Raw genomic sequence first — 21,079 nt, forward strand, 5'->3', positions numbered from 1 at the left:
GCTAGCGCAGCCGCAGCGCCGCGCGCAGGGCGGGGTCGAGCTCGGGGTGGGTGAACGCGTACCCCGAGGCCAGCAGCTTCTCGGGCAGCGCGCGCCGCCCGCCGAGGATGCTGGTCCGGGCGAACTCGCCGAGGGCCAGCGACAGCGCGAAGCCGGGCACCGGCAGCGGCGTCGGCCGGCGCAGCACCCGGCCGAGCGTGCGGGTGAACTCGGCGTTGGTCACCGGGTTCGGCGCGGTCATGTTGACCGGGCCGGAGACGTCGTGCGTGAGCAGGTGGACGATGCCCTCGACCTGGTCGGTCAGGCTGATCCACGGCCAGTACTGCCGGCCCGAGCCGATCCGGCCGCCGAGGCCCAGGCGGAACACCAGGCCGAGGATCCGGACCAGCGGCGCGCCGGGGCCGAGCACGAGGCCGGTGCGCAGGGTGGCCACCCGCACGCCCGCGGCCGCGGCCGGCTCGGTGGCCGCCTCCCACTGCACGCACAGCCGGGCGAGGAAGGAGTCGCCGGGCGGCGTGCTCTCGGGCACCGGCCGGTCGCCGAGGTCGGGGTAGTAGTCGATGCCGGAGGCCGAGACGAGCACGCGGGGGCGGCCGGGGTCGTCGGCGGCCGCCGCGGCCAGCGCCGCGCTGATCGTCGTCGTGCCGTCGAGCCGGCTGTCGAGCAGCCGCTGCTTGTAGCCCGTGGTCCACGGGCGGGGGCGGATCGGCTCACCGGCCAGGTGCACCACGGCGTCGACGTCCCGCAGCAGGGCGGGGTCGATCCGCCGGTGCTCCGGCGCCCAGCGGTGCTCCTCCGCCGCGCGCGGGGTGCGCCGGACCAGCCGCAGCACCTCGTGGCCGTCGGCCTGCAGGCGGGGTACGAGGGTGCTGCCGATGAGCCCCGAGGCCCCGGTCACCGCGATCTTCACGCCAGCTCCTTCTGCTGTGGAGGCCCCCGCGGACGCATCGGGGCCCCGGCGCGCCGCCGGGGCCCCGATGCTGTGACCCGCTGCAGGGTCCCGCCGCGAGCTCGTATCGGGGCGGGGCAGCGGGGTCCTTCTACAGGCCGAGCTCGCCCTCGAACTGGCCGGCCTCGAGCCGCTCCTTGACCGTGACCAGGAAGCGGGCCGCGTCGGCGCCGTCGACGATCCGGTGGTCGTAGGTGAGCGCCAGGTAGACCATCGAGCGGACCGCGATGACCTCGCCGAGGTCGGGGTCGGTCACGACGACCGGCCGCTTGACCACCGAGCCGGTGCCGAGGATCGCGACCTGCGGCTGGTTGATGATCGGGGTGTCGAACAGCGCCCCGCGGCTGCCGGTGTTGGTCAGCGTGAACGTGCCGCCGCCGAGCTCGTCGGGCGTCACCTTGTTCAGGCGGGTGCGCTCGGCGAGGTCGGCGATCTTGCGGGCCAGGCCGCCGATGCTGAGGTCGCCGGCGTCGTGGATGACCGGGACCAGCAGGCCGCGCTCGGTGTCGACCGCGATGCCGAGGTTCTCGTTGTCGTGGTAGGTGACCGTGCCCGCCTCCATGTCGATGGAGGAGTTCACGGCCGGGTGCGCCTTGAGCGCCTCGACCGCGGCCTTGGCGAAGAAGGGCAGGAACGACAGCTTCACGCCCTCGCGGGCCTCGAAGTCGCGCTTGGCGCGGTTGCGCAGGGCGGCGATCCGCGTGACGTCGACCTCGACGACCGTCGTGAGCTGGGCGCTGACGGCGAGCGACTCCACCATGCGCTTGGCGATGACGGTGCGCAGCCGCGACATCTTCTCGGTGCGGCCGCGCAGCGAGGTGTCGGGGGTGGCGGCGGGGGACGGCGTCCGGGTCGCGGCCGCGGCCGGGGCCGCCGCCGGTGCGGGCGCGGCCTTCGCCTCGGCGGCGGCGAGCACGTCCTGCTTGCGGATCCGGCCGCCGACGCCCGAGCCCTGCACGGAGCCGAGGTCGACCCCGTGCTCGGCGGCGAGCCGGCGCACGAGCGGCGTGACGTAGTTGCCGCCGCCGTCCCCGCTGGGCGCCTCGGCGGCCGGCGCGGGCTGCGACGGCGCGGGCTGCGACGGCGCGGGCCGGGCCGGCTCCGCGGCCGGGCGGCCGGCCTGACCGCCGGCGGAGCCGTAGTAGTCGGCGCCCTGCTCGGCCGAGACCGGCTCGGCCGGCTCCGGCGCCGGCTGCTGCGGGGCCTCCTGCCGGGGTGCCGGCTGCTGGGGGGCCTCCTGCTGCGGCGGTGCGGCCGGCGCCGACGGGGCGCCACCCCCGGCCGCGCCGGTGCCGATCACGGCCAGCTGTGCGCCGACCTCGACCGTCTCGTCCTCGTTCACCGTGATCTCGAGCAGCGTGCCGGACGCCGGTGCGGGGATCTCGGTGTCGACCTTGTCGGTGGAGACCTCGAGCAGCGGCTCGTCGGCGGTCACCTCGTCGCCGACGGCCTTCAGCCAGCGGGTGACCGTGCCCTCCGTGACGCTCTCGCCGAGCGCGGGCATGGTCACCGGCGTCCCCTGGCCGCCGCCGTCCGAGCCGGACGACGCCGGGGCGGGCTCGGGCTCGGGCGCCGGCGCGGGCTCCCCGGCCTGCTGGGCCGGCGTGGCCGGCATGTCCTGGTCCTCCGCGGACTGCGGCTCGGCCTCCGCCTGCGGGGCCGCTTCGGCCTGCGGGGCGGCCTCGGCCTGCGGGGCGGCACCGCCGCCACCGCCGTCGCCGTCCCCGCCGATGACGGCGAGCTCGGCGCCGACCTCCACGGTCTCGTCCTCCGCGACGAGGATCTTGCTCAGCACGCCCGCGGCGGGCGAGGGGATCTCGGTGTCGACCTTGTCCGTCGACACCTCGAGGAGGGGCTCGTCGACCTCGACCTGCTCGCCCTCCTGCTTGAGCCAGCGGGTGACCGTGCCCTCGGTGACGCTCTCGCCCAGGGCGGGCATGGTGACGGACGTCGGCATCGAGGCAGTGCTCCTTCTGGCGCTGGGGTGGGTGGTCGTGCGGGTCAGCTGTGGGCGTGCAGCGGCTTGCCGGCCAGGGCGAGGTGCGCCTCGCCGACCGCCTCGCTCTGCGTCGGGTGCGGGTGGATGAGGGAGGCGACCTCGTCGGGCAGGGCCTCCCAGTTGTAGATGAGCTGGGCCTCGGCGATGAGCTCGCCGACCCGGCTGCCGACGATGTGCACGCCGACGACCGGGCCGTCGGGCACCTGGACGAGCTTCACGGCGCCCGCGGTCCTGAGGATCTGGCTGCGGCCGTTGCCGGCGAGGTCGTAGGTCAGCGTGGTGACCTCCCCGTGCTTCTCGCGGGCCTGGGCCTCGGTCAGCCCGACCGAGGCGACCTCCGGGTCGGAGTAGGTGATCCGCGGGACGCCGGCGTAGTCGATCGGGACGACGGGCAGGCCGGCCAACCGCTCGGCGACCAGGATGCCCTCGGCGAAGCCGACGTGCGCCAGCTGCAGGGTGGGGATCAGGTCGCCGACCGCCGAGATCGTCGGGACGCTGGTGCGGCAGTACTCGTCGACGAGGACGAAGCCGCGGTCCATCGCGACCCCGGCCTCCTCGTAGCCGAGGCCGGAGCTGACCGGGCCGCGGCCGACGGCGACGAGCACGATCTCGGCCTCGAGCTGCTTGCCGTTCTCGAGGGAGACCTGCACGCCGTCCTCGGTCGTGCGCACGCCGGCGACCCGGCTGCCGAGCTCGAAGCCGATCTTCCGGCGGCGGAACGCCCGCTCGAGCAGCTTGGACGACGACTCGTCCTCCAGCGGCACCAGGTGCGGCAGCGCCTCGACGACGGTGACGTCGACGCCGAAGGAGGTCCACGCGCTGGCGAACTCGCAGCCGATGACGCCGCCGCCGAGGATCACCGCCGAGGCGGGCACGCGGTCGAGGGCGAGCGCCTGGTCGCTGGTGAGGACCTTGGTGCCGTCGATCTCGACGCCGGGCAGGGTGCGCGCGTAGGAGCCGGTGGCCAGCAGGACGTGGCGGCCCTCGTACCGCTGCCCGCCGACCTCGACGGCGGTGGGGGACACCAGCCGGCCCTCGCCCTCGACGTAGGTGATCCCCCGGCTCCTGATCAGGCCCTGCAGGCCCTTGTGGAGCCGGCCGACCACGCCGTCCTTGTAGGCGTTGACGCCGTCCATGTCGATGCCGGCCAGCGTCGTCTTGACGCCGAACTGCTCGCCCTCGCGGGCGAGGTCGGCGACCTCACCGGCGTGCAGCAGGGCCTTGGTCGGGATGCAGCCGCGGTGCAGGCAGGTCCCGCCGAGCTTGTCCTTCTCGACCAGGACGACCGACAGGCCCAGCTCGGCGGCGCGCAGCGCCGCGGCGTAGCCACCCGAACCGCCCCCGAGGATCACCAGGTCGGCGGGGCCGGCAGGTGCGCTCACGGGAACTCCCTCGCAACAGCAGTCGTCGTCCGCCCGGGGAAACGGGTGGGGTGGTCCGCCCACATCCTGCCACTCCGGGAACGGCGCGGCCGTACGCACCGTTGGGCTCACGGAGCGTCGCGGCGCACGCCGGGGCGCGGCGACGACAGGAGAGGGTCATGGGGCTGCTCGACCGGTTGCGCGGACGCGGCGGCGGGAGCGCCGACGGCCGGCGCGGCACGCTGGACCGGGGCTCGCACAAGGCCGACCTCGCCCACCTCGAGCAGTTCGTGGCGACCCGCCGCGGGGTGGAGGGCTACGTCGAGCCGCGCACCGCCGTCACCGAGACCACGATCGTGCTGGTCGCCGCCGACGGCGAGTGGACGCGGCGGCGCATCGACGGCCCCGACGTCGCCCGGCGGCTGCAGCGGGACCTCGGCATCCCGGTGTACGACGCCCAGGTCACCGGCTACCCCCAGCGCATGCGCGACTGGTCGAGGGACCACCGCTGAAGGACCCCGCTGCCCCCCACCACTCGCTTCGCTCGCGGCGGGCCCCTGCAGCAGGGCCGTTGCAGCCCGTCACGTCAGCCTTCGGCTAGCAGGTCCTCGATGGTGGCGAGGAGGGTGCGCACGGGGACGCCGGTGCCGCCCTTGGGGACGTGGCCCCACGGCGCCCCGGTGTTGTAGGCGGGCCCGGCGACGTCGATGTGCGCCCACGGCAGCCCGTCGGGCACGAACTCGGCGAGGAAGTGGGCGCCGACGAGCATGCCGCCCATCCGGTCGGCGTTGGAGTTGACGAAGTCGGCGATCGGCGAGTCGATGCCCTTGCGCAGCTCGACCGGCAGCGGCATCGGCCACATGCCCTCGCCGACCCGCGCGCCGGCCGCGACGACGGCGTCGCGCAGCTCGTCGCTGCCCATCACGCCCGCGGTGCGGGTGCCCAGCGCCACCAGCTGCGCGCCGGTGAGCGTGGAGGTCTCGAGCAGCACGTCGGGTGCGTCCTCGACGGCGCGGGCGATCGCGTCGGCCAGGACGACCCGGCCCTCGGCGTCGGTGTTGGTGATCTCCGACTTCTTGCCGTTGCGGAAGGTGACCACGTCGCCCGGCCGGTAGGCCGTGCCGCTGGGCAGGTTCTCCGCGATCGGGACCGTCGCGGTGACCTCGACCGGCAGGCCGAGCTCGGCGACCAGGCACACGGTGGCGATCACCGCGGCGGCGCCGGCCATGTCGCTGGTCATGTGGTGCATGTTCTGCGCCGGCTTGATCGACAGGCCGCCGCTGTCGAACGTGATGCCCTTGCCGACCAGCGCGACCTTCTTGCGCGCCTTCTTGCCCCTGTAGGTGAGCCGGAGCAGCCGCGGGCCGCGGGCCGAGCCGCAGCCGACGGCGAGGATGCCGCCGTAGCCGCCGGCCGCCAGGGCCTTCTCGTCGAGGACCTCCACCGACAGGCCGGCCTTCTCCCCGGCCGCGGCGCCGCGGGCGGCGAGCGCGGCGGGGTACAGGTCGTTGGGCGGGGTGTTGACCAGGTCGCGCACCAGGCGGACGGCGTCGGTGACCGCGCGGATGTGCCGCAGCGGCGCCTTGGCCTCGCCGGCGTCGGGCACGACGACCTGGAACGAGGTCGGCGGCGTGGGCCGGTCGGCCGGCGAGTCGGACTTGTAGGCGGTGAACTCGTAGGCGCCGAGCAGCGCGCCCTCGCCGACGGCGTGCAGCCGCTCGACGTCCGGGGTCCCGCCGACCGCGGCCAGCAGGGTGACCACCGAGCCGCGACCGGCGAGGGCGCGGCTGGCCGCACCGGCCGCCCGGCGCACCACGTCGGAGCGGTAGCCGCCGCCGACCGCCGGCGACCCGAGCCCGGCGGCGAGGACGACGGGGAAGGGGGCCTGCCCGAGGGTGGCCACCTTGGTGACCTCCTCCTCGGCGCCGCGCGCGCCGAGGTCGGCGAGCGCGGCGAAGAGCCTGCCGCCGAGGAGCCGGTCGACGGCCTCCGCGCCCGGGGTGGGCAGCAGCCCGCCCGGCCCCTTCCCGATCCCGACGACCACGGCGTCGGCGGAGAGCTTCTCGAGCGGGCGGTCCGTGGCGGTGATCGTCGGCGGCACGGCGTCGATCGTAGGAGAGCGGCTAGCGTGGCCGGTCGTGAGCCCGAAGACGTCCCCCCTGCACGACCGGCACGTCGCCGCCGGCGCCAAGCTCGCCGACTTCAGCGGCTGGTCGATGCCGATCGAGTACGCCGGGGGAGGGGTGCTGGCCGAGCACGCCGCCGTCCGCACCGCCATCGGCCTGTTCGACGTCTCGCACCTGGGCACCGGCACGGTCCGCGGGCCGGGCGCCGCCGCGTTCGTCGACCGGTGCCTCACCAACGACCTGTCCCGCATCGGGCCCGGTCAGGCCCAGTACACGCTGTGCTGCAGCGAGGACGGCGGCGTCGTCGACGACCTGATCCTCTACCTGCACGGGCCCGACGACGTCCTGCTGGTGCCGAACGCCGCCAACGCCGCCGAGGTGTTCGCCCGGCTGGCCGCCGAGGCCCCGGACGGGGTGGCGATCACCGACCGGCACGAGGAGGTCGCCGTCCTGGCGGTGCAGGGGCCGCGCTCGCCGGAGGTGCTGGCGGCGGTCGGGTTGGCCGCCGACCTGCCGTACATGTCCTTCGCCGGCGGGGACGGCGACGAGATGACCGTCTGCCGCACCGGCTACACCGGCGAGCACGGCTACGAGCTGCTCGTCGCGGCCGACCGGGCCGGCGAGCTGTGGGACGCGCTGCTGGCCGCCGGGGAGCCGCACGGCATCCGGCCGTGCGGGCTCGGCGCCCGCGACACGCTGCGGACCGAGATGGGCTACCCGCTGCACGGCCACGAGCTGTCGCCGCAGATCACGCCGGTGCAGGCGCGGTCGGGCTGGGCGGTGGGCTGGAAGAAGGAGCGGTTCTGGGGCCGGGAGGCGCTGCTCGCCGAGAAGGAGGCCGGGCCGGCGCGGCTGCTGTGGGGCCTGCGGGCCACCGGGCGGGGGATCCCGCGCCCCGGCATGCCGGTGCTCGACGCGTCCGGTGCGCGGATCGGCGAGGTCACCAGCGGCACCTTCTCCCCGACGCTGAAGACCGGCATCGGCCTGGCCCTGCTCGACACCGCGGCGGGCGTGGCCGAGGGCGCCGAGGTGACCGTCGACGTCCGCGGCCGCCCGCAGCCGGTCGAGGTGGTCCGCCCGCCGTTCGTCGAGCCGCACGTCAGGTGAGCGGAGTGGGAGGGCGCGGGATGCGCGTCCCTCCCACTCCGCTCACTTCTTCGCCGGCTCCGGGGGGTTCGGCAGGGTGTCGGCGACGGTGGCGTCGCGCTCACCCATCGGCTCGGGGTGCCCCTCGGTGGTGTCCTTGGCGGTCTGGTGCTCGGCCTCGGCGTTGATCTCCGCGCCCAGCAGGATCAGGTAGCAGGTCAGGTACAGCCACAGCATCAGCACGATGACGCCGGCGATCGCGCCGTAGGTCTTGTCGTAGGACCCGAAGTTGTTCACGTAGAGGCTGAACGCCAGGCTGACGACGGCCCAGACGATCGTCACGACGATCGAGCCGAGGCTGACCCAGGAGAACCGGGGCGCGTCCCGGTCGGGGGCCACCCGGTACAGGACGGCCAGCGAGCCGGCCATCACCGCGAGCAGCAGCCCCCACCGCAGGACCTGCGCCAGGATCGTGCCGAAGACGCCGAGCGGCAGCGCGTCGAGCACCGCCGGGACGACGGCCAGCAGCCCCACGGTGAGCAGGACGAACACGATCGCACCGAGGGTCAGCCCGAGCGAGAGCGCCCGCATCTTGACGAAGTTGCGGGTCTCGACCTCGTCGTAGGCGATGTTGATCGCGGTGATCATGTTGTTCACGCCGCCCGACGCGCTCCACAGGGCGGCCAGGATCGACACGACCAGCCCGAAGGTCAGCGCCCCGCCGGCGTTCTCCGTGATGCTCTGCAGCTGGTCGCCGATGAGCGAGGCGGCGTCGTCGGGCAGCTGCGCGGAGATGTCCTCCACCTGCCGGGCCACCGTCTCCGGAGAGGCCACCAGGCCGTAGAGCGAGATGGCCGCGATCAGCGCCGGGAAGATCGCGAGGAAGGCGAAGAAGGCGACCCCGCCGGCGATGATCGGCATGTTGTCGGCCTTGTTCTCGGCCCACGCGCGCTTGACGATCTGCTTCCAGCCCTTGAGCGGGATCTGCGTGGGCTTCTCGGCGGTGACGCCGGGCAGCTCGTGCTCGCTCGGAGCGCCGGGCGGGACGCGGTCGGCGTCCGCGCGCGGCCGGGAGGAGCGCTCCTCCCCGGCCGCCGCGGCGGCCCGTCGGGCCGCCTTCTCCTCGACCCGCTGCTTGATCCGCTCGACGGCGCTGTCGCGGTGGCTGGGTCCGGCCATGTGGTCCCCCTGGCAGACGGCGGGTCGAGGAGGCGGCGGGCGTCAGTCGCCCGGCCAGCTCCCGGTGAGCTTGGTGAAGCCGCGCGCACCGGCGCGGTCGATGGCGGCCTTGGTGGCCGCGAAGATGGCCCCCTGCAGCGCCGCGGCCAGGACGACCTCGCGCATGCGGTACTCGCTCTGCAGCGCGCTGGGCGCGTCCTCCTCGTCGGCGATCTGCTTCCAGACCTGCTTGAAGATGATCCCGGACAGGGTGCCGGCCAGGATGCCGCCCAGCAGGCCGATCGGCCGGTAGGCGATCTTGGCTCCCTTGCTCACCGCTTCCTCCTCGTGGTGCTCGACCTCGTGGTCCTCGAACGCGTGCGGCGCCACACCACCAGACCGACCAGGGCGGCCACCAGTCCCACCGCCGCACCGAGCACGACCGGGGGGCTCTCCCGGTAGGTCTCCACGGCCGTGTCGCGGGCCCGGTAGACGCCCTCCCGGGCCCGGGCGGGGACGTCGAGGCGGCGGCTGAGCTCGTCGACGGTGCGCCCCAGCTGCTCGCGGGTAGCGGCGATCTCCGCCTTGAGCGCGTCCGGGTCGGGGGCGCCGTTGCCGGAGGGCGCCGTCACCGGGAGATCCCCTGCTTCACCGTCGCGATGTCCTGCTGGACGCTGGCGATGGTCTCGGTGGGCAGCGGGGGCTTCGCCTTCTGCACGTCCTTCTTCCCTATCAGCGCGAGGACCCCGGCGATCGCGAAGAGCACCACGGCGACGATGATCGCGGCCAGCCAGCCGGGCAGCACGTCGGCCAGCCCGAGCACGACCGCGGTGATCAGCGCGTTCAGCCCGAGGATCGCGACCAGGCCGGCCCCGCCGAACAGGCCTGCGCCGACACCGAGCCGCTTGGCCTTCTGCGTCACCTCGGCCTGGGCCAGGCGCACCTCGTCGCGCACCAGCCGGCTGAGCTGGTCGGTGAGGTCACCGATCAGCTGGCCGGTGGACGCGTTCTGGGGGTCCGGCGGGGGTGTCTCCGCGCGGGTCGCCCCGGTGGCTGGGGGCTGGCTCATCGGTCCTCCGGTCCTCGGGCGGGTCGTCGATGCCCCTCCATGCCCGCGCGGCGGAGCGGATAACCGGCGGTCGATCACACTCGGGCAACGGCTAGCCTCGCCCACCATGACCTGGCACTGGCGGCTGGAGGACCCGTCCGGCGCGGCCATCGACCCGGCCTCGATCGGCGTGCAGATGCCCGACTCCGACAACCAGGGCGACGCCGAGTCGTGGCTGGGGGAGAACTGGCGCGAGCTGCTCGCCCGCGGCGTGGCGACGGTGACCCTCTTCCACGGGGAGGACGAGGTCTACGGCCCGATGGGGCTGGCCGCGACCTGAGCGGGGCCCGGGGTGGAGGTGAGCTCCACCCCGGGCCCCGTCGGGGTCAGCCGCGGGCGGTCTTCGCCGGGTCGCGTTCCACGACGTCACCGAGGACGTCGTCGATGCGCTTCATCACCTCGGCGTCGAGCGTCACGCCGGCGGCCTTGACGTTGTCGTGCACCTGCTCGGGCCGGCTGGCGCCGATGATCGCCGCGGCGACGTTCGGGTTCTGCAGCACCCACGCCACGGCCAGCTGGGCCATCGTCAGGCCGAGGTCGTCGGCGATCGGCCGCAGCTGCTGCACCCGGGTGAGCACCTCGTCGGTCATGAACTGGCGGACGAAGCGGCCGAGCTCCGGGTCGGCGGCGCGGGTGCCCGCCGCGGGCTGCTCGCCCGGCCGGTACTTGCCGGTGAGCACGCCCTGGGCCAGTGGCGACCAGACGATCTGCGAGAGGCCCTCCTGCTCGGAGGTGGGCACGACCTCGGCCTCGATGACCCGCCACAGCATCGAGTACTGCGGCTGGCTGCTGATCAGCTGGATCCCCAGGTCGCGGGCGAGCGCCGCGCCGGCCGCGATCTCCTCGGCCCGCCACTCGGAGACGCCGATGTAGAGCACCTTGCCCGCCCGCACCAGGTCGGCGAAGGCGGTCATCGTCTCCTCCAGCGGCACCGTGGGGTCGTACCGGTGCGCCTGGTAGAGGTCGACGTAGTCGGTCTGCAGCCGCTGCAACGAGGCGTGGCAGCTCTCGATGATGTGCTTGCGCGACAGCCCGCGGTCGTTCGGGCCGGGGCCGGTCGGCCAGTAGACCTTGGTGAAGATCTCGAGGCCCTCCCGGCGCTGGCCGGCGAGCGCGCGGCCGAGCACCGACTCGGCCTTGGTGCCGGCGTAGACGTCGGCGGTGTCGAAGGTGGTGATCCCGGCGTCGAGGGCGGCGCGGACGCAGGCGTGCGCCGCGTCCTCCTCGACCTGGCTGCCGTGGGTCAGCCAGTTGCCGTACGCGATCTCGGAGATGGTCAGGCCGGAGCGGCCGAGGCGTCTGTACTCCACGTGCAGCGACCGTAGCCGCGGCCCGCGACCGGTGCGGAGCCGGCCCGCTCAGACCTCGGCGCCCACCGCGACGTCGGGCTTGGGAAAGCGCCAGCGCCGGATCATGGTCGACCGGCTGATGCCGTACCAGGTGACGCCCTTGTGGCTCTGGTCGGGCAGCCGCTCGGCCAGCGTGCGCTTGATCTTCCGGCTGAGGAACAGCGAGTCGACGATGAAGACGGCGAAGAAGGCCATCAGCACGAAGCTGGTGTAGCTGCGGATGACCAGGTTCGGCACGAACGTGCCGACCAGCGCGAGCGCGGCGACGAGCAGGAAGAGGCTGCCGATGTTGCGGCGGGAGTCGACGATGTCGCGGACCAGCTTGCGCACCGGGCCGCGGTCGCGCGCCGGCAGGTAGGAGTCGTCGCCGCGGGCGGCGGCCTGCCGGGCGCTCGCCCGGTTGGCGGCCTGCTGCTCGCGCATCCGCTTGTACGCCTCCTTGCGGGTGGTGGGAGGCGGCGGCGGCGGACCGGGACGGCGGCCCTGGGCCTCGCTGCGCTTGGGCGTGGGGCGGCCCTTGCCCGCCGTCTTGACCGCGGCGGTCTCGGCGACCGACGCCTGGGGCGCCGTCGTCTCGTCGGTCGGCTTGCGGCCGGGCAGGCGGAGCTTCACGACCGGCAAGTCTACGTGCGCCGATCCCTCGTCGAGGTGCACCGGCGGTCGCGTCCTCGGCGGATGCGTCCGCGCGCCGTACAGTGGGAAGAAGCTCCGCTGCGGCGGCGTTGACCCGTGTTCGGAACAGCCGCTGCGGGACCTCGGATGTGGGAGGACAGAACATGACGGTGCAGGACACGCAGGCGACCGGCGTCATCCTGAGCGAGGCCGCGTCGGGCAAGGTCAAGGCGCTGCTCGACCAGGAGGGCCGCGACGACCTTCGGCTGCGCATCGCCGTCCAGCCCGGCGGCTGCTCGGGTCTGCGCTACCAGCTCTTCTTCGACGAGCGCTTCCTCGACGGCGACCAGACGTACGAGTACGGCGGCGTCGAGGTGATCGTCGACCGGATGAGCGGCCCGTACCTCGGCGGTGCGGTGATCGACTTCGTCGACACGATCGAGAAGCAGGGCTTCACGATCGACAACCCCAACGCGCAGGGCTCCTGCGCCTGCGGGGACAGCTTCCACTGACGGAGGACCCTGCTGCCCCACGCCTCGCGAGCTAGGCGCGGGCCCTGCGGCAGGGCCGCCGGACGACGAAGGCCCGGCTTCCTCGGAAGCCGGGCCTTCGTCGTCCCTAGAGCCGGACGGGGTAGACGGTCTCGGGCACCTCGGGCTTGATCCGCTCCTCGACGAAGATGCCGTGCCAGACCATGAACACCAGCAGGGTCCACAGCTTGCGGGAGTGATCGACGGGGGAGCCGGCGCGCTGGTTGTCCCGGTGCTCGTCGAGCATCCAGAGGACGTGCCGGCGGTCCAGCCACTGGTCGGTCTGGCTCTCCTCGACGATCTGCCGCGCCCAGTCGTGCAGGTCCTCGGCCAGCCAGTGCCGGGTGGGCACCGGGAAGCCGAGCTTGCGCCGGTCGAGCACGTGCGGCGGCACGATCTGCTCCAGGGCCCGGCGCAGCGCGTACTTCGTCGTGTCCTTGGTCACGCGCTGGTCGACCGGGAGGGTGCCCGCGACCGCGAACACCTCGGGGTCGAGGAACGGCACGCGCAGCTCGAGGGAGTTGGCCATCGTCATCTTGTCGGCCTTGACCAGGATGTCGCCGCGCAGCCAGGTGAACAGGTCGACGTACTGCATCGCCGTCACGTCGTCGTAGCCCGCCTCGCGGGTGCGGCGGTAGAGCTCCGCGGTGACGGCGACGTGGGACAGGTCGGGGTCGCGCTTCTCGAGGAAGTGCAGCTCGTCGTCGCGGAAGATGCGCGCGTTGCCGTAGTAGCGCTGCTCGAGCGGGATCGCGCCGCGGCGCAGGAGGTCCTTGCCGCGCATCCCGTCGGGCAGCTTGGCCGACAGCGCCCCGAGCGCCCGCCGGACGCCCCGCGGCAGCTTTTCGAACGCGGCCAGCGACAGCGGCTCGCGGTAGATGTTGTAGCCGCCGAAGAGCTCGTCGGCGCCCTCGCCCGAGAGCACCACCTTGACGTGCTTGCGGGCCTCGCGGGCGACGAAGTACAGCGGCACGAGCGCCGGGTCGGCGACCGGGTCGTCGAGGTACCAGACGACCAGCGGGATCGACTCGGCGAACTCCTCCGGCGTCACCACCTTGGTGATGTGCTCGACGCCGATGGCGCGCGCCGACTCGGCGGCCACGTCGATCTCGGAGAAGCCCTGGCGCTCGAAGCCGACCGTGAAGGTCATCAGGTCGGGGTTGTAGCGCTTGGCCAGCGCGGCGATCGCGGTGGAGTCGATGCCCCCGGAGAGGAACGAGCCGACGGTGACGTCGGCGCGCATGTGCACCCGCACCGAGTCGTCGAGCACCTCGGCGATCCGGTCGTAGAGCGCCTGCTGCTCGTCCTCGGCCACCGGCCGCACCGGGAAGGCGGGGTGGAAGTAGCGCCTGGTGGTGAGCTCGCCGTCGGCGACGGTGAAGCTGGTGCCGCTCTCGATCCGGCGGATGCCGCGGTGCAGCGTCGCCGGCTCCGGCACGTACTGCAGCGTGAGGTAGTGCTGCAGGGAGGCGGCGTCGACCCCGCCGGCGGCGTCGCTGCCGCCGAGCAGCTCCAGCACCGCCTTCTTCTCCGAGGAGAAGACCAGCCCGCCGTCGGCCAGCCGGGCGGTGAACAGCGGCTTGATGCCGAACGGGTCGCGGGCGCCGAACGCCGTCCGGGTCTCGGCGTCCCAGATGACGAAGGCGAACATGCCCCGCAGCCGGGTGACGACGTCCTCGCCCCACAGGTGGTAGCCGGCGACGATCGTCTCGGTGTCGCCGTGCGTGGTCAGCTCCAGGCCGGCGGCCGCCAGCTCCTCGCGCAGCTCGACGTAGTTGTAGATCTCGCCGTTGAACAGGATCCGGTAGCGGTCCCGCGCGTACGGCATGGGCTGCGGGCTGCCCTCGATGTCGATCAGCGCCAGCCGGTTGAAGGCCAGGACGGCGTTCGCGTCGGACCAGACGGCCGTGTCGTCGGGGCCGCGGTGGTGCAGGCAGTGCAGGGCGTCGCGCATGCCGGTCACGCGGGCGTCGTCGACGCGGGCGGCGTCCGTGGAGAGGTAGGCCAGCAGGCCGCACATCGCTAGGGCTCCAGGTGTCGGGGAGGACGGGAGGGGCGCGGGCGGGCTACAGGGGCTGGCCCGCGCGGACCCGCGCCGTGACCCGGCGCTCGGCCCAGAAGGACAGGAACGGGACGACGCCGGCGAGCAGCACCAGGACGGTTCCCTTCGCCGTCCACCGCGCGCGCAGCGCCAGGTCGAAGGCGGCCGCCAGGTAGACGATGTAGAAGACGCCGTGGATCGGCGAGACGACCGCCGACACCTCCGGCACGTCGGCGAGGTAGCGCAGCGGCATCGCGACGAACACCAGCACCAGCAGCATCACGCCGACGACGTAGGCCATCACGCGGTAGCGGGTGAGCGCGGTGTCGACGGGGCGGACGTCCTCCTGCGTCTGCTCGCTCATCGCCGGCCCGTGCCCGAGTTCTTCAGGGCCTTCTCGTTCAGCTCGGCGAGGTAGGCGTTGTAGGCGGCCAGCTCCGGGTCACCGGAGGTGTCGACGCGCGGGCGCTGGTACAGGACGACCTCCGTGCCGGGCTCGTCCGCGTCGGGGTCCCGGTGGAGCTCGTCGCGGATCATGCGGGAGTAGAACCACAGGCCCATGAACCCGTAGAGCGGCCACTGCAGCGCGTAGCTCCAGTTGACCGCCCCGCCGCCGTTCTCGGCCTTGCTCAGCTGCCAGTAGCCGAGGAACCAGGTCGCGACGAACAGCGCCGCGACCAGCAGGTGCAGCAGCACCCACTTCGGGGTCAGCAGCCGGCGGTACACGCGTCCGACTCTAACCGGCCGCGCCGTCGCGGCGGCGGCCTCGGCTGGCGGGTCGGACGGCCGGGACGAGGGGTGCCGCGGCGCCGCTGGTCACGGCCCGGCCACGACCCGGCGCCGTGCCGTCCCGCGGTGGGGGGTCGCCGCGCGGGGTCGGATAGTCTCGCGCCACACTGTGATCGACGTGTGGGAGCCGTGTGCGGCCCGCGCGCGCAAGGACCGCCCGGGCCGTCCGGGCGGGGGACGAGGAGGCAACGAGCAGTGGCTCGAGGCAGCAGGCTCGCGCGGGTGGGCGCGCTCGGTCTCCTGGGAGGTCTCACCCTCACCGGGTGCGAGATGCCGAACAACGAGTTCTGGCGCTTCGGGTGGCCCAACGGGATCACCGAGGAAGCCGAGTCGATGCGTGAGCTCTGGACGGGCTCGGTCATCGCGGCGCTGATCGTCGGTGTGATCGTCTGGGCGACGATCCTCTGGTGCATCGTCCGCTACCGGAAGCGCGGCGACGAGCTTCCCCGCCAGACGGCGTACAACCTGCCGTTCGAGATCATCTACACGGTCATCCCGTTCCTGATCATCGCCGGCCTGTTCTTCTTCACCGTCGTGGTGCAGAACCGGGTCCAGGAGCGCAGCGCCGACCCCGACGTCACGATCGACGTCAACGCGTTCAAGTGGAACTGGCAGTTCGTCTACCCCGACACCGAGGCGCCCGACGGCAACCCGGTCGAGACGGTGGGCAACAGCGAGGAGATCCCGATCCTCGTGCTCCCCACCGACCAGACGATCCGCTTCCAGGTCGCCTCGGCCGACGTCATCCACTCGTTCTGGGTGCCCGAGTTCCTCTTCAAGCTCGACGTCATCCCGGGCAACGAGAACGGCCGCGACAACGTCTTCGAGGTCACCGTCACCGAGCCGGGGGCCTACGTCGGCCGGTGCGCCGAGCTCTGCGGCACGTACCACGCGTACATGAACTTCGAGGTCCGCGCGGTGTCGCCCGAGGCCTACGACGACTACCTGGCCGCCCGCGAGGACGGCGCCAGCACCGCCGAGGCGCTGGAGAGCATCGGTGAGGACCCGACCGCGACCTCGACCGAGCCGTTCGACCTGGTGAACGACTACCAGCGCACCGAGAACCAGCGCCCCGGTTCGCAGGGCGGCAGCGAGGACGTCGGCGGCAACACCGAGGACGGCGGCAACTGACGATGCGGAACTCGGACCTCACCACGCAGCAGGGGGGACGGCCGTGAAGGTCGAAGCGCTCATCTTCAACATCATCGCCGTGTTCTGCGTCATCGCCGCCGTGGTCTACGGCCTCTGGGCCCGCGAGCCCATCGGGACGACGGCCCTGGTGCTCTCGGCCGGCCTGACCGGGCTGGTCGGCGGCTTCTTCTGGTTCATCTCCCGGCGCATCGACGCCCGGCCGGAGGACCGCAAGGACGCCGAGATCGCCGACGGCGCCGGCGAGCTGGGCTTCTTCAGCCCGAGCAGCTACTGGCCCTTCGCCGTGGGCGTCTCGGCCGCGCTGATGGGCCTGGCGCTGGCCTTCTGGTACTCGTGGCTGATCATCATCGCCGCGGTGGCCCTGCTGATCACCATCGGCGGGCTGCTCTTCGAGTACTACGTGGGGCAGAACGCCACCCAGAGCTAGCAGGCGGAAACCCCGTCCGCCCCGCCCCTCGCACGCTCGGGGCGCGGCCCGGGACGGGGCCGCTCCAGCAGGTCACAGAGGCCCCCGGTCCGAGCGGACCGGGGGCCTTCGTGCGTCCGGGGTCAGCGGGTCGTCGAGCGGCGGGTCAGCCGCTCGTGCAGCCGCTGCACCTGGCGGTCCAGCGGGCTGGGCACGAAGTCCGCGGCGGCGGGGGCGCTGGGCATGAGCACCCACAGGAGCAGGTAGACGAGAACGCCGGCACCGCCGGCCACGGTCAGGCCGACGAAGCCGACCCGCCAGAGCAGGGCGTCGATGCCGCTGTACTCCGCCAGGCCGCCGCAGACACCGCCGACCATGCGATCGGTGGTGCTGCGCTGCAGCTGCGTCCGGGAGCCGGGCTGCTGCGGGGTGGGGTCGAGGGTCGGGGGAGTGGTGGCTGCGGAGGTCATGGCAACGAGCCTGCCCCGCGCGGGTGCCGCCGGGCATCGGGGAAGGCCCGGATCCGCCCCTGGTTCGCCGTCCCCGGGGAGTCCCTGGGTGGGGCGGTCCGGGCGGGATGACGGGTACCGACGCCGCGGCTCCTCCCGTGGACCGCCCCACCAGTTCAGGGCGCTCCGTCGTCGGCGATGCCCGGGCGCGCCGGGGTCCGCGGAGAAGGCGGAAGGGCCCCGAGGTAGCCTGTGCGGCGGGGCCCTTCGGTGGTCCCTGCGGGAGCAGGGGACCGTGCTCAGTCGCGCGGCTCCTGGGGCCGGCCGCCGTCGGAGGGGCGGCCGCCCTCGGACGGGCGCCCGCTGGTGGTGAGCTCGCGGTCCGGCTCGGCCGCGGACAGGCCGCGACCCTCCGCCCGCTGCTCGGCCTCCACGGCCGTCGGGGACTCGATCGGGCTGAAGAACCCGCGGATCGCCCGGCGGGCGCCGCCGACCTGGTTCATCCGCTTGGGCACCGGAGCGCCGCCGTAGGCCAGCGCACCGTGGCCGTGCTCGTCGACCGGGCCGAGGGGCTGGTGCACCTCGATGAACTCACCGTGCGGCAGCCGCCGGATGACGCCGGTCTCGATGCCGTGCTCGAGGACCTCCCGGTCGTGCTGCTGCAGACCCAGGCAGATCCGGTAGGTGATCACGTACGCCAGCGGCGGGAGGACCACCATGCCGATGCGGCCGAACCAGGTCATCGCGTTCAGGCTGATGTCGAACTTGTCGGCGATGACGTCGTTGCCGCCGGAGATCAGCAGGACCACGTAGAAGGTGATGGCCATCATGCCCAGCGACGTGCGGACGGGCACGTCGCGAGGCCGCTGGAGCAGGTGGTGCGACGCGGTGTCCCGGGTCAGCTTGCGCTCGATGACCGGGTACAGCGCCATCAGCGTGAACATGATCCCGGGCAGGACCAGCGTGGGCCAGATCGGCGCCGGGATGGTGTAGCCGCCGGGGAGGTTGATGTCCCACGCCGGCCACAGGCGGGTCGACCCGTCGAGGAAGCCGATGTACCAGTCGGGCTGGGACGCGGCGGAGACCTGCGCCGGGTTGTACGGCCCCCACAGCCAGATCGGGTTGATCTGCACGAGACCGCCGAGCGCGGCGCAGACGCCGAACACGACGAAGAACAGACCGCCGGACTTCGCCGCGAACACCGGGAAGAACCGGTTGCCGACGACGTTGTGCTCGGTCCGCCCCGGGCCGGGGAACTGGGTGTGCTTCTGCTTGATCAGCAGCAGCAGGTGGATCGTGATCAGCGCCAGGATGATGCCGGGGAACAGCAGCACGTGGATGACGTAGAGCCGTCCGACGATCAGCTCACCGGGGTAGTCGCCGCCGAACACCGCGAAGTAGACCCACGTCCCGACCACCGGGATGGCCAGCATGATCGCCGAGGCGATCCGCAGGCCCGTGCCCGAGAGCAGGTCGTCGGGGATGGTGTAGCCGGCGAAGCCCTCGAGGAGCGCCAGCACCAGCAGGCCGACGCCGATCAGCCAGTTGGTCTCCCGCGGACGGCGGAAGGCGCCGGTGAAGAAGATGCGGAACAGGTGGACGACGATCGAGGCGACGAACAGCAGCGCCGCCCAGTGGTGCAGCTGCCGCATGAACAGGCCGCCGCGCACGTCGAACGACAGGTCCAGCGTCGAGTCGTACGCCGCCGACATCGCCACGCCGCGCAGCGGCGCGTAGGAGCCGTCGTAGACGACCTCGCGCATGGACGCGTCGAAGAAGAACGTCAGGTACGTGCCCGAGAGCAGCAGGACGACGAACGAGTAGAGCGCGATCTCACCGAGCAGGAACGACCAGTGGTCGGGGTAGACCTTGTTGAGGGTCCGCCGGAACCAGTTGGCCGCGACGAAGCGCTCGTCGAGCTCGACGGCGGCCTTGCCGAGGCGCGTCGTCGGCACTCCCGGCGCGGTGGCGGTGCGAGCCATCAGGAGTTCTCCCGGTTCCAGTAGCTGGGCCCGACGGGTTCAGGGTAGTCGCCGCGCGCGACGAAGTAGCCCTCGTCGTCGACCGTGATCGGCAGCTGCGGCAGGGAGCGCGTGGCCGGCCCGAAGACGGGCTTGGCCGCCTTGGTGATGTCGAACTGCGACTGGTGGCAGGGGCAGAGGATCCGGCTGGTCTCCTGCTCGTACAGCGACACCGGGCAGCCCAGGTGCGTGCAGATCTTGGAGAACGCGACGTAGTCGGCGTACCCGAAGTCCTCCTGGCCCGGCCGCGACTCGTAGACCGCCTGCTGCTCGGGGCGCAGGCGGAAGAGCATGGTCGCGGCGTCGCTGGCCCGGTTGCCGCCCTCGACCGCCGGGAAGACGGTCTCCAGCGAGCCGGGCTCGGAGTCGCCGGGCCGGATCGGCGTGCCGTCGTCGCGGACCAGCCGCACGCCGCGCGCCCACGGGGTGGTGCCCAGCGGGTTGCCGCGGTTCGGGTCCTTGATCAGCCCGCCGAGCGGGAGGATCAGCGCCAGGCCGACCCCGCCGCCCATGAACAGCAGCGACCGGGTGAGCAGCTTGCGGCGGGCCAGGCCGCTGCGGTGCCCCCAGCCGACGAGCGTCGCCGCCGTCGTCATCTGGTCGAAGTGACCGGCCTCGTGCTTGACCTGCACCGCCGTCTCGTGCGGCAGCAGCTTCTTGGTGTAGAGCACCAGCCCGATGCCGACGAGGGTCAGGGCCAGGCCGAGCGTGGCGCCCAGCAGCGGGGTGAACAGCGTGCTCCACGTGCTCGGGTGCTCGGCCCACGACCACTCGGGCAGGAACCAGCCCGAACCGACGTAGACGACGACGAACGCGAAGGACAGCAGGCCGGCCAGGAAGAACAGCGTGCCGACCTGGCGGACGGCGCGCTTCTCCAGCCGGGAGCCGGGCTCGGGGCCCGGGTCGACGTGCAGGACCTCGACGCCGTCCTGGGCCGCGCCGAGCGCGTCGAGCTCGTCGCGGCTCATCGTCGCCAGCCGCTCCCGGCTGTACTGGGCGTCGAGGCCCCCGTGCTCCTGGCCCCCGGTGCTGCCCGGGCGCTCCTCGCGCGCACTCACGCCTTGCTCCCCATCCAGAAGACCGCGAACATCATCGCGCCGATGCCGACGACCCAGATCACCAGGCCCTCACCGACCGGGCCGATCCGCCCGACGCCGAAGCCGCCCGGGTCGGCCTGCTCGTTGAGCGTCTGCACGTAGTCGATGATCGAGCGCTTCTCCTCGGGGGTCAGCTGGTTGTCCCCGAACACCGGCATGTTCTCGGGGCCGGTGAGCATCGCGGTGTAGATCTCGAGGTCGGTGCTGTCGGCCAGGCTCGGCGCGGCCTTGCCGGAGGAGAGCGCGCCGCCGCGGCCGACGAAGTTGTGGCAGGACGAGCAGTTCAGCCGGAACAGCTCGCCGCCGACGGCCAGGTCGCCGTCGCGCAGGTCGCCGGAGGGCACCGTGGGGCCGCCGCCGTTGGCCTGGACGTAGGCCATGAGCTGGTCGATCTCCTCGTCGGAGAAGACCCGGGGCTTGTTCTGCGCGTCGGCCTCGTTGCGCACCAGGGGCATGCGGCCGGTGTGCACCTGGAAGTAGACGGCCGCCTCGCCGACGCCGATCAGCGACGGGCCGCGGTTGGGCACGCCCTCGAGGTTGTCGCCGTGGCAGGTGATGCAGCTGACCTCGTAGAGCTCCCGGCCGGCCTCCACCGCGGCGGAGCCGGAGGTCGCGCCGTCGTCGGCGGCCTGGGCCGGGCTGAAGACGGAGTAGAGCGCGCCCGTGAGGATGAGCCCGGCCATCAGGCCGGCGACGTTGGCCACGCGGCGGCGGGCCTTGGAGTGCCGCCGCGCGCGGGCCCGGTCGGCCGGGCCGGTGCCGCCGCGGCGGCGCCGCGCGGAGCCGGCCGAGGGCTCCGCGTCGTGCGGAGCGTCGGACTGCGGGTTCGTGGTGGACACCGTTTCC

The 21,079-nt window shown here is 73.2% G+C and carries 23 protein-coding genes; 6 read left to right on the plus strand and 17 right to left on the minus strand.

What is annotated here, in order from left to right; all coding sequences use genetic code 11:
- Nucleotide 1: 1 nt before the first annotated feature.
- From ACI78S_RS13995 to lpdA, 3 genes are all read right to left on the minus strand, one after another.
- Entirely contained in the window at nt 2-910 is a 909-nt protein-coding gene (locus ACI78S_RS13995) for a TIGR01777 family oxidoreductase (RefSeq protein WP_456974250.1), read from the minus strand.
- A 130-nt stretch (nt 911-1,040) separates the two neighbouring features.
- The gene (sucB, locus tag ACI78S_RS14000; RefSeq protein ID WP_456974252.1) at nt 1,041-2,906 is read right to left on the minus strand and encodes a 2-oxoglutarate dehydrogenase, E2 component, dihydrolipoamide succinyltransferase; all 1,866 of its coding nucleotides are present in this window, start codon (nt 2,904-2,906) and stop codon (nt 1,041-1,043) included.
- A 44-nt stretch (nt 2,907-2,950) separates the two neighbouring features.
- A complete protein-coding gene (lpdA, locus tag ACI78S_RS14005) occupies nt 2,951-4,330 on the minus strand; it encodes a dihydrolipoyl dehydrogenase (RefSeq protein ID WP_456974254.1) in 1,380 nt (459 codons plus the stop codon).
- A 158-nt stretch (nt 4,331-4,488) separates the two neighbouring features.
- On the opposite strand from lpdA, the gene ACI78S_RS14010 reads away from it, so the two are divergent.
- Entirely contained in the window at nt 4,489-4,821 is a 333-nt protein-coding gene (locus ACI78S_RS14010; RefSeq protein ID WP_456974256.1) for an oxidoreductase, read from the plus strand.
- 74 nt (nt 4,822-4,895) lie between these two features.
- Here the strand turns inward: ACI78S_RS14010 and ACI78S_RS14015 are convergent, their stop codons facing one another.
- A complete protein-coding gene (locus ACI78S_RS14015) occupies nt 4,896-6,410 on the minus strand; it encodes a leucyl aminopeptidase (RefSeq protein WP_456974258.1) in 1,515 nt (504 codons plus the stop codon).
- Nucleotides 6,411-6,447: 37 nt separating this feature from the next.
- On the opposite strand from ACI78S_RS14015, the gene gcvT reads away from it, so the two are divergent.
- Nucleotides 6,448-7,542 carry a glycine cleavage system aminomethyltransferase GcvT gene (gcvT, locus tag ACI78S_RS14020; protein ID WP_456974260.1) on the plus strand — a complete coding sequence of 365 codons (1,095 nt, stop codon included), beginning with the start codon at nt 6,448-6,450 and terminating at the stop codon, nt 7,540-7,542.
- A 42-nt stretch (nt 7,543-7,584) separates the two neighbouring features.
- Here gcvT and ACI78S_RS14025 read toward each other — a convergent pair whose 3' ends face one another.
- Genes ACI78S_RS14025 through ACI78S_RS14040 form a run of 4 tightly spaced genes read right to left on the minus strand, consistent with a single transcriptional unit; the run spans nt 7,585 to nt 9,748 of the window.
- Nucleotides 7,585-8,700, minus strand: a complete 1,116-nt coding sequence (locus ACI78S_RS14025; protein ID WP_456974262.1) for a YihY/virulence factor BrkB family protein — start codon at nt 8,698-8,700, stop codon at nt 7,585-7,587.
- A gap of 42 nt (nt 8,701-8,742) precedes the next feature.
- Nucleotides 8,743-9,015 (minus strand): DUF4235 domain-containing protein, encoded by a 273-nt coding sequence (locus ACI78S_RS14030; protein ID WP_456974264.1) that lies wholly within the window; start codon nt 9,013-9,015, stop codon nt 8,743-8,745.
- A complete protein-coding gene (locus ACI78S_RS14035; protein WP_456974266.1) occupies nt 9,012-9,311 on the minus strand; it encodes a DUF3618 domain-containing protein in 300 nt (99 codons plus the stop codon). The genes ACI78S_RS14030 and ACI78S_RS14035 overlap by 4 nt, the downstream gene beginning before the upstream one ends.
- Entirely contained in the window at nt 9,308-9,748 is a 441-nt protein-coding gene (locus ACI78S_RS14040; protein ID WP_456974268.1) for a phage holin family protein, read from the minus strand. The genes ACI78S_RS14035 and ACI78S_RS14040 overlap by 4 nt, the downstream gene beginning before the upstream one ends.
- Before the next feature lie 106 nt (nt 9,749-9,854).
- Here ACI78S_RS14040 and ACI78S_RS14045 point away from each other — a divergent pair, with 106 nt between their 5' ends.
- Nucleotides 9,855-10,067, plus strand: coding sequence for a hypothetical protein (locus ACI78S_RS14045; protein WP_456974270.1), 213 nt, complete (start codon nt 9,855-9,857; stop codon nt 10,065-10,067).
- Nucleotides 10,068-10,113: 46 nt separating this feature from the next.
- Here ACI78S_RS14045 and ACI78S_RS14050 read toward each other — a convergent pair whose 3' ends face one another.
- Entirely contained in the window at nt 10,114-11,097 is a 984-nt protein-coding gene (locus ACI78S_RS14050; protein WP_456974272.1) for an aldo/keto reductase family protein, read from the minus strand.
- Nucleotides 11,098-11,145: 48 nt separating this feature from the next.
- Nucleotides 11,146-11,748, minus strand: a complete 603-nt coding sequence (locus ACI78S_RS14055) for a DUF3043 domain-containing protein (protein ID WP_456974274.1) — start codon at nt 11,746-11,748, stop codon at nt 11,146-11,148.
- Nucleotides 11,749-11,912: 164 nt separating this feature from the next.
- Between ACI78S_RS14055 and ACI78S_RS14060 the strand changes: the two genes are divergently transcribed.
- Complete coding sequence (locus ACI78S_RS14060) at nt 11,913-12,260, plus strand: HesB/IscA family protein (RefSeq protein WP_456539372.1); 348 nt, start codon at nt 11,913-11,915, stop codon at nt 12,258-12,260.
- A 106-nt stretch (nt 12,261-12,366) separates the two neighbouring features.
- On the opposite strand, the gene asnB is transcribed toward ACI78S_RS14060, so the two are convergent.
- Genes asnB through ACI78S_RS14075 form a run of 3 tightly spaced genes read right to left on the minus strand, consistent with a single transcriptional unit; the run spans nt 12,367 to nt 15,045 of the window.
- Nucleotides 12,367-14,298: an asparagine synthase (glutamine-hydrolyzing) gene (asnB, locus tag ACI78S_RS14065; RefSeq protein ID WP_456974276.1), complete on the minus strand. Its 1,932-nt coding sequence runs from the start codon at nt 14,296-14,298 to the stop codon at nt 12,367-12,369.
- 46 nt (nt 14,299-14,344) lie between these two features.
- Nucleotides 14,345-14,683 carry a DUF3817 domain-containing protein gene (locus ACI78S_RS14070; RefSeq protein WP_456974278.1) on the minus strand — a complete coding sequence of 113 codons (339 nt, stop codon included), beginning with the start codon at nt 14,681-14,683 and terminating at the stop codon, nt 14,345-14,347.
- Entirely contained in the window at nt 14,680-15,045 is a 366-nt protein-coding gene (locus ACI78S_RS14075; RefSeq protein ID WP_456974280.1) for a metalloprotease, read from the minus strand. The genes ACI78S_RS14070 and ACI78S_RS14075 overlap by 4 nt, the downstream gene beginning before the upstream one ends.
- A gap of 285 nt (nt 15,046-15,330) precedes the next feature.
- On the opposite strand from ACI78S_RS14075, the gene ctaC reads away from it, so the two are divergent.
- Both ctaC and ACI78S_RS14085 read left to right on the plus strand, forming a co-directional pair.
- Entirely contained in the window at nt 15,331-16,239 is a 909-nt protein-coding gene (gene ctaC / locus ACI78S_RS14080; RefSeq protein ID WP_456974282.1) for an aa3-type cytochrome oxidase subunit II, read from the plus strand.
- A 43-nt stretch (nt 16,240-16,282) separates the two neighbouring features.
- Nucleotides 16,283-16,687: a cytochrome c oxidase subunit 4 gene (locus ACI78S_RS14085; protein WP_456974284.1), complete on the plus strand. Its 405-nt coding sequence runs from the start codon at nt 16,283-16,285 to the stop codon at nt 16,685-16,687.
- 122 nt (nt 16,688-16,809) lie between these two features.
- On the opposite strand, the gene ACI78S_RS14090 is transcribed toward ACI78S_RS14085, so the two are convergent.
- The 4 genes from ACI78S_RS14090 to qcrC form a co-directional block, all read right to left on the minus strand.
- Entirely contained in the window at nt 16,810-17,136 is a 327-nt protein-coding gene (locus ACI78S_RS14090) for a PspC domain-containing protein (RefSeq protein ID WP_456974286.1), read from the minus strand.
- A 278-nt stretch (nt 17,137-17,414) separates the two neighbouring features.
- Nucleotides 17,415-19,097: a cytochrome bc1 complex cytochrome b subunit gene (gene qcrB / locus ACI78S_RS14095; RefSeq protein WP_456974288.1), complete on the minus strand. Its 1,683-nt coding sequence runs from the start codon at nt 19,095-19,097 to the stop codon at nt 17,415-17,417.
- Nucleotides 19,097-20,194 carry a cytochrome bc1 complex Rieske iron-sulfur subunit gene (qcrA, locus tag ACI78S_RS14100; protein ID WP_456974290.1) on the minus strand — a complete coding sequence of 366 codons (1,098 nt, stop codon included), beginning with the start codon at nt 20,192-20,194 and terminating at the stop codon, nt 19,097-19,099. Before qcrA ends, qcrB begins: the two co-directional genes overlap by 1 nt.
- A complete protein-coding gene (gene qcrC / locus ACI78S_RS14105; protein ID WP_456974292.1) occupies nt 20,191-21,072 on the minus strand; it encodes a cytochrome bc1 complex diheme cytochrome c subunit in 882 nt (293 codons plus the stop codon). Before qcrC ends, qcrA begins: the two co-directional genes overlap by 4 nt.
- Nucleotides 21,073-21,079 lie beyond the last annotated feature (7 nt).

This window comes from Geodermatophilus sp. SYSU D00815, from assembly GCF_054050035.1.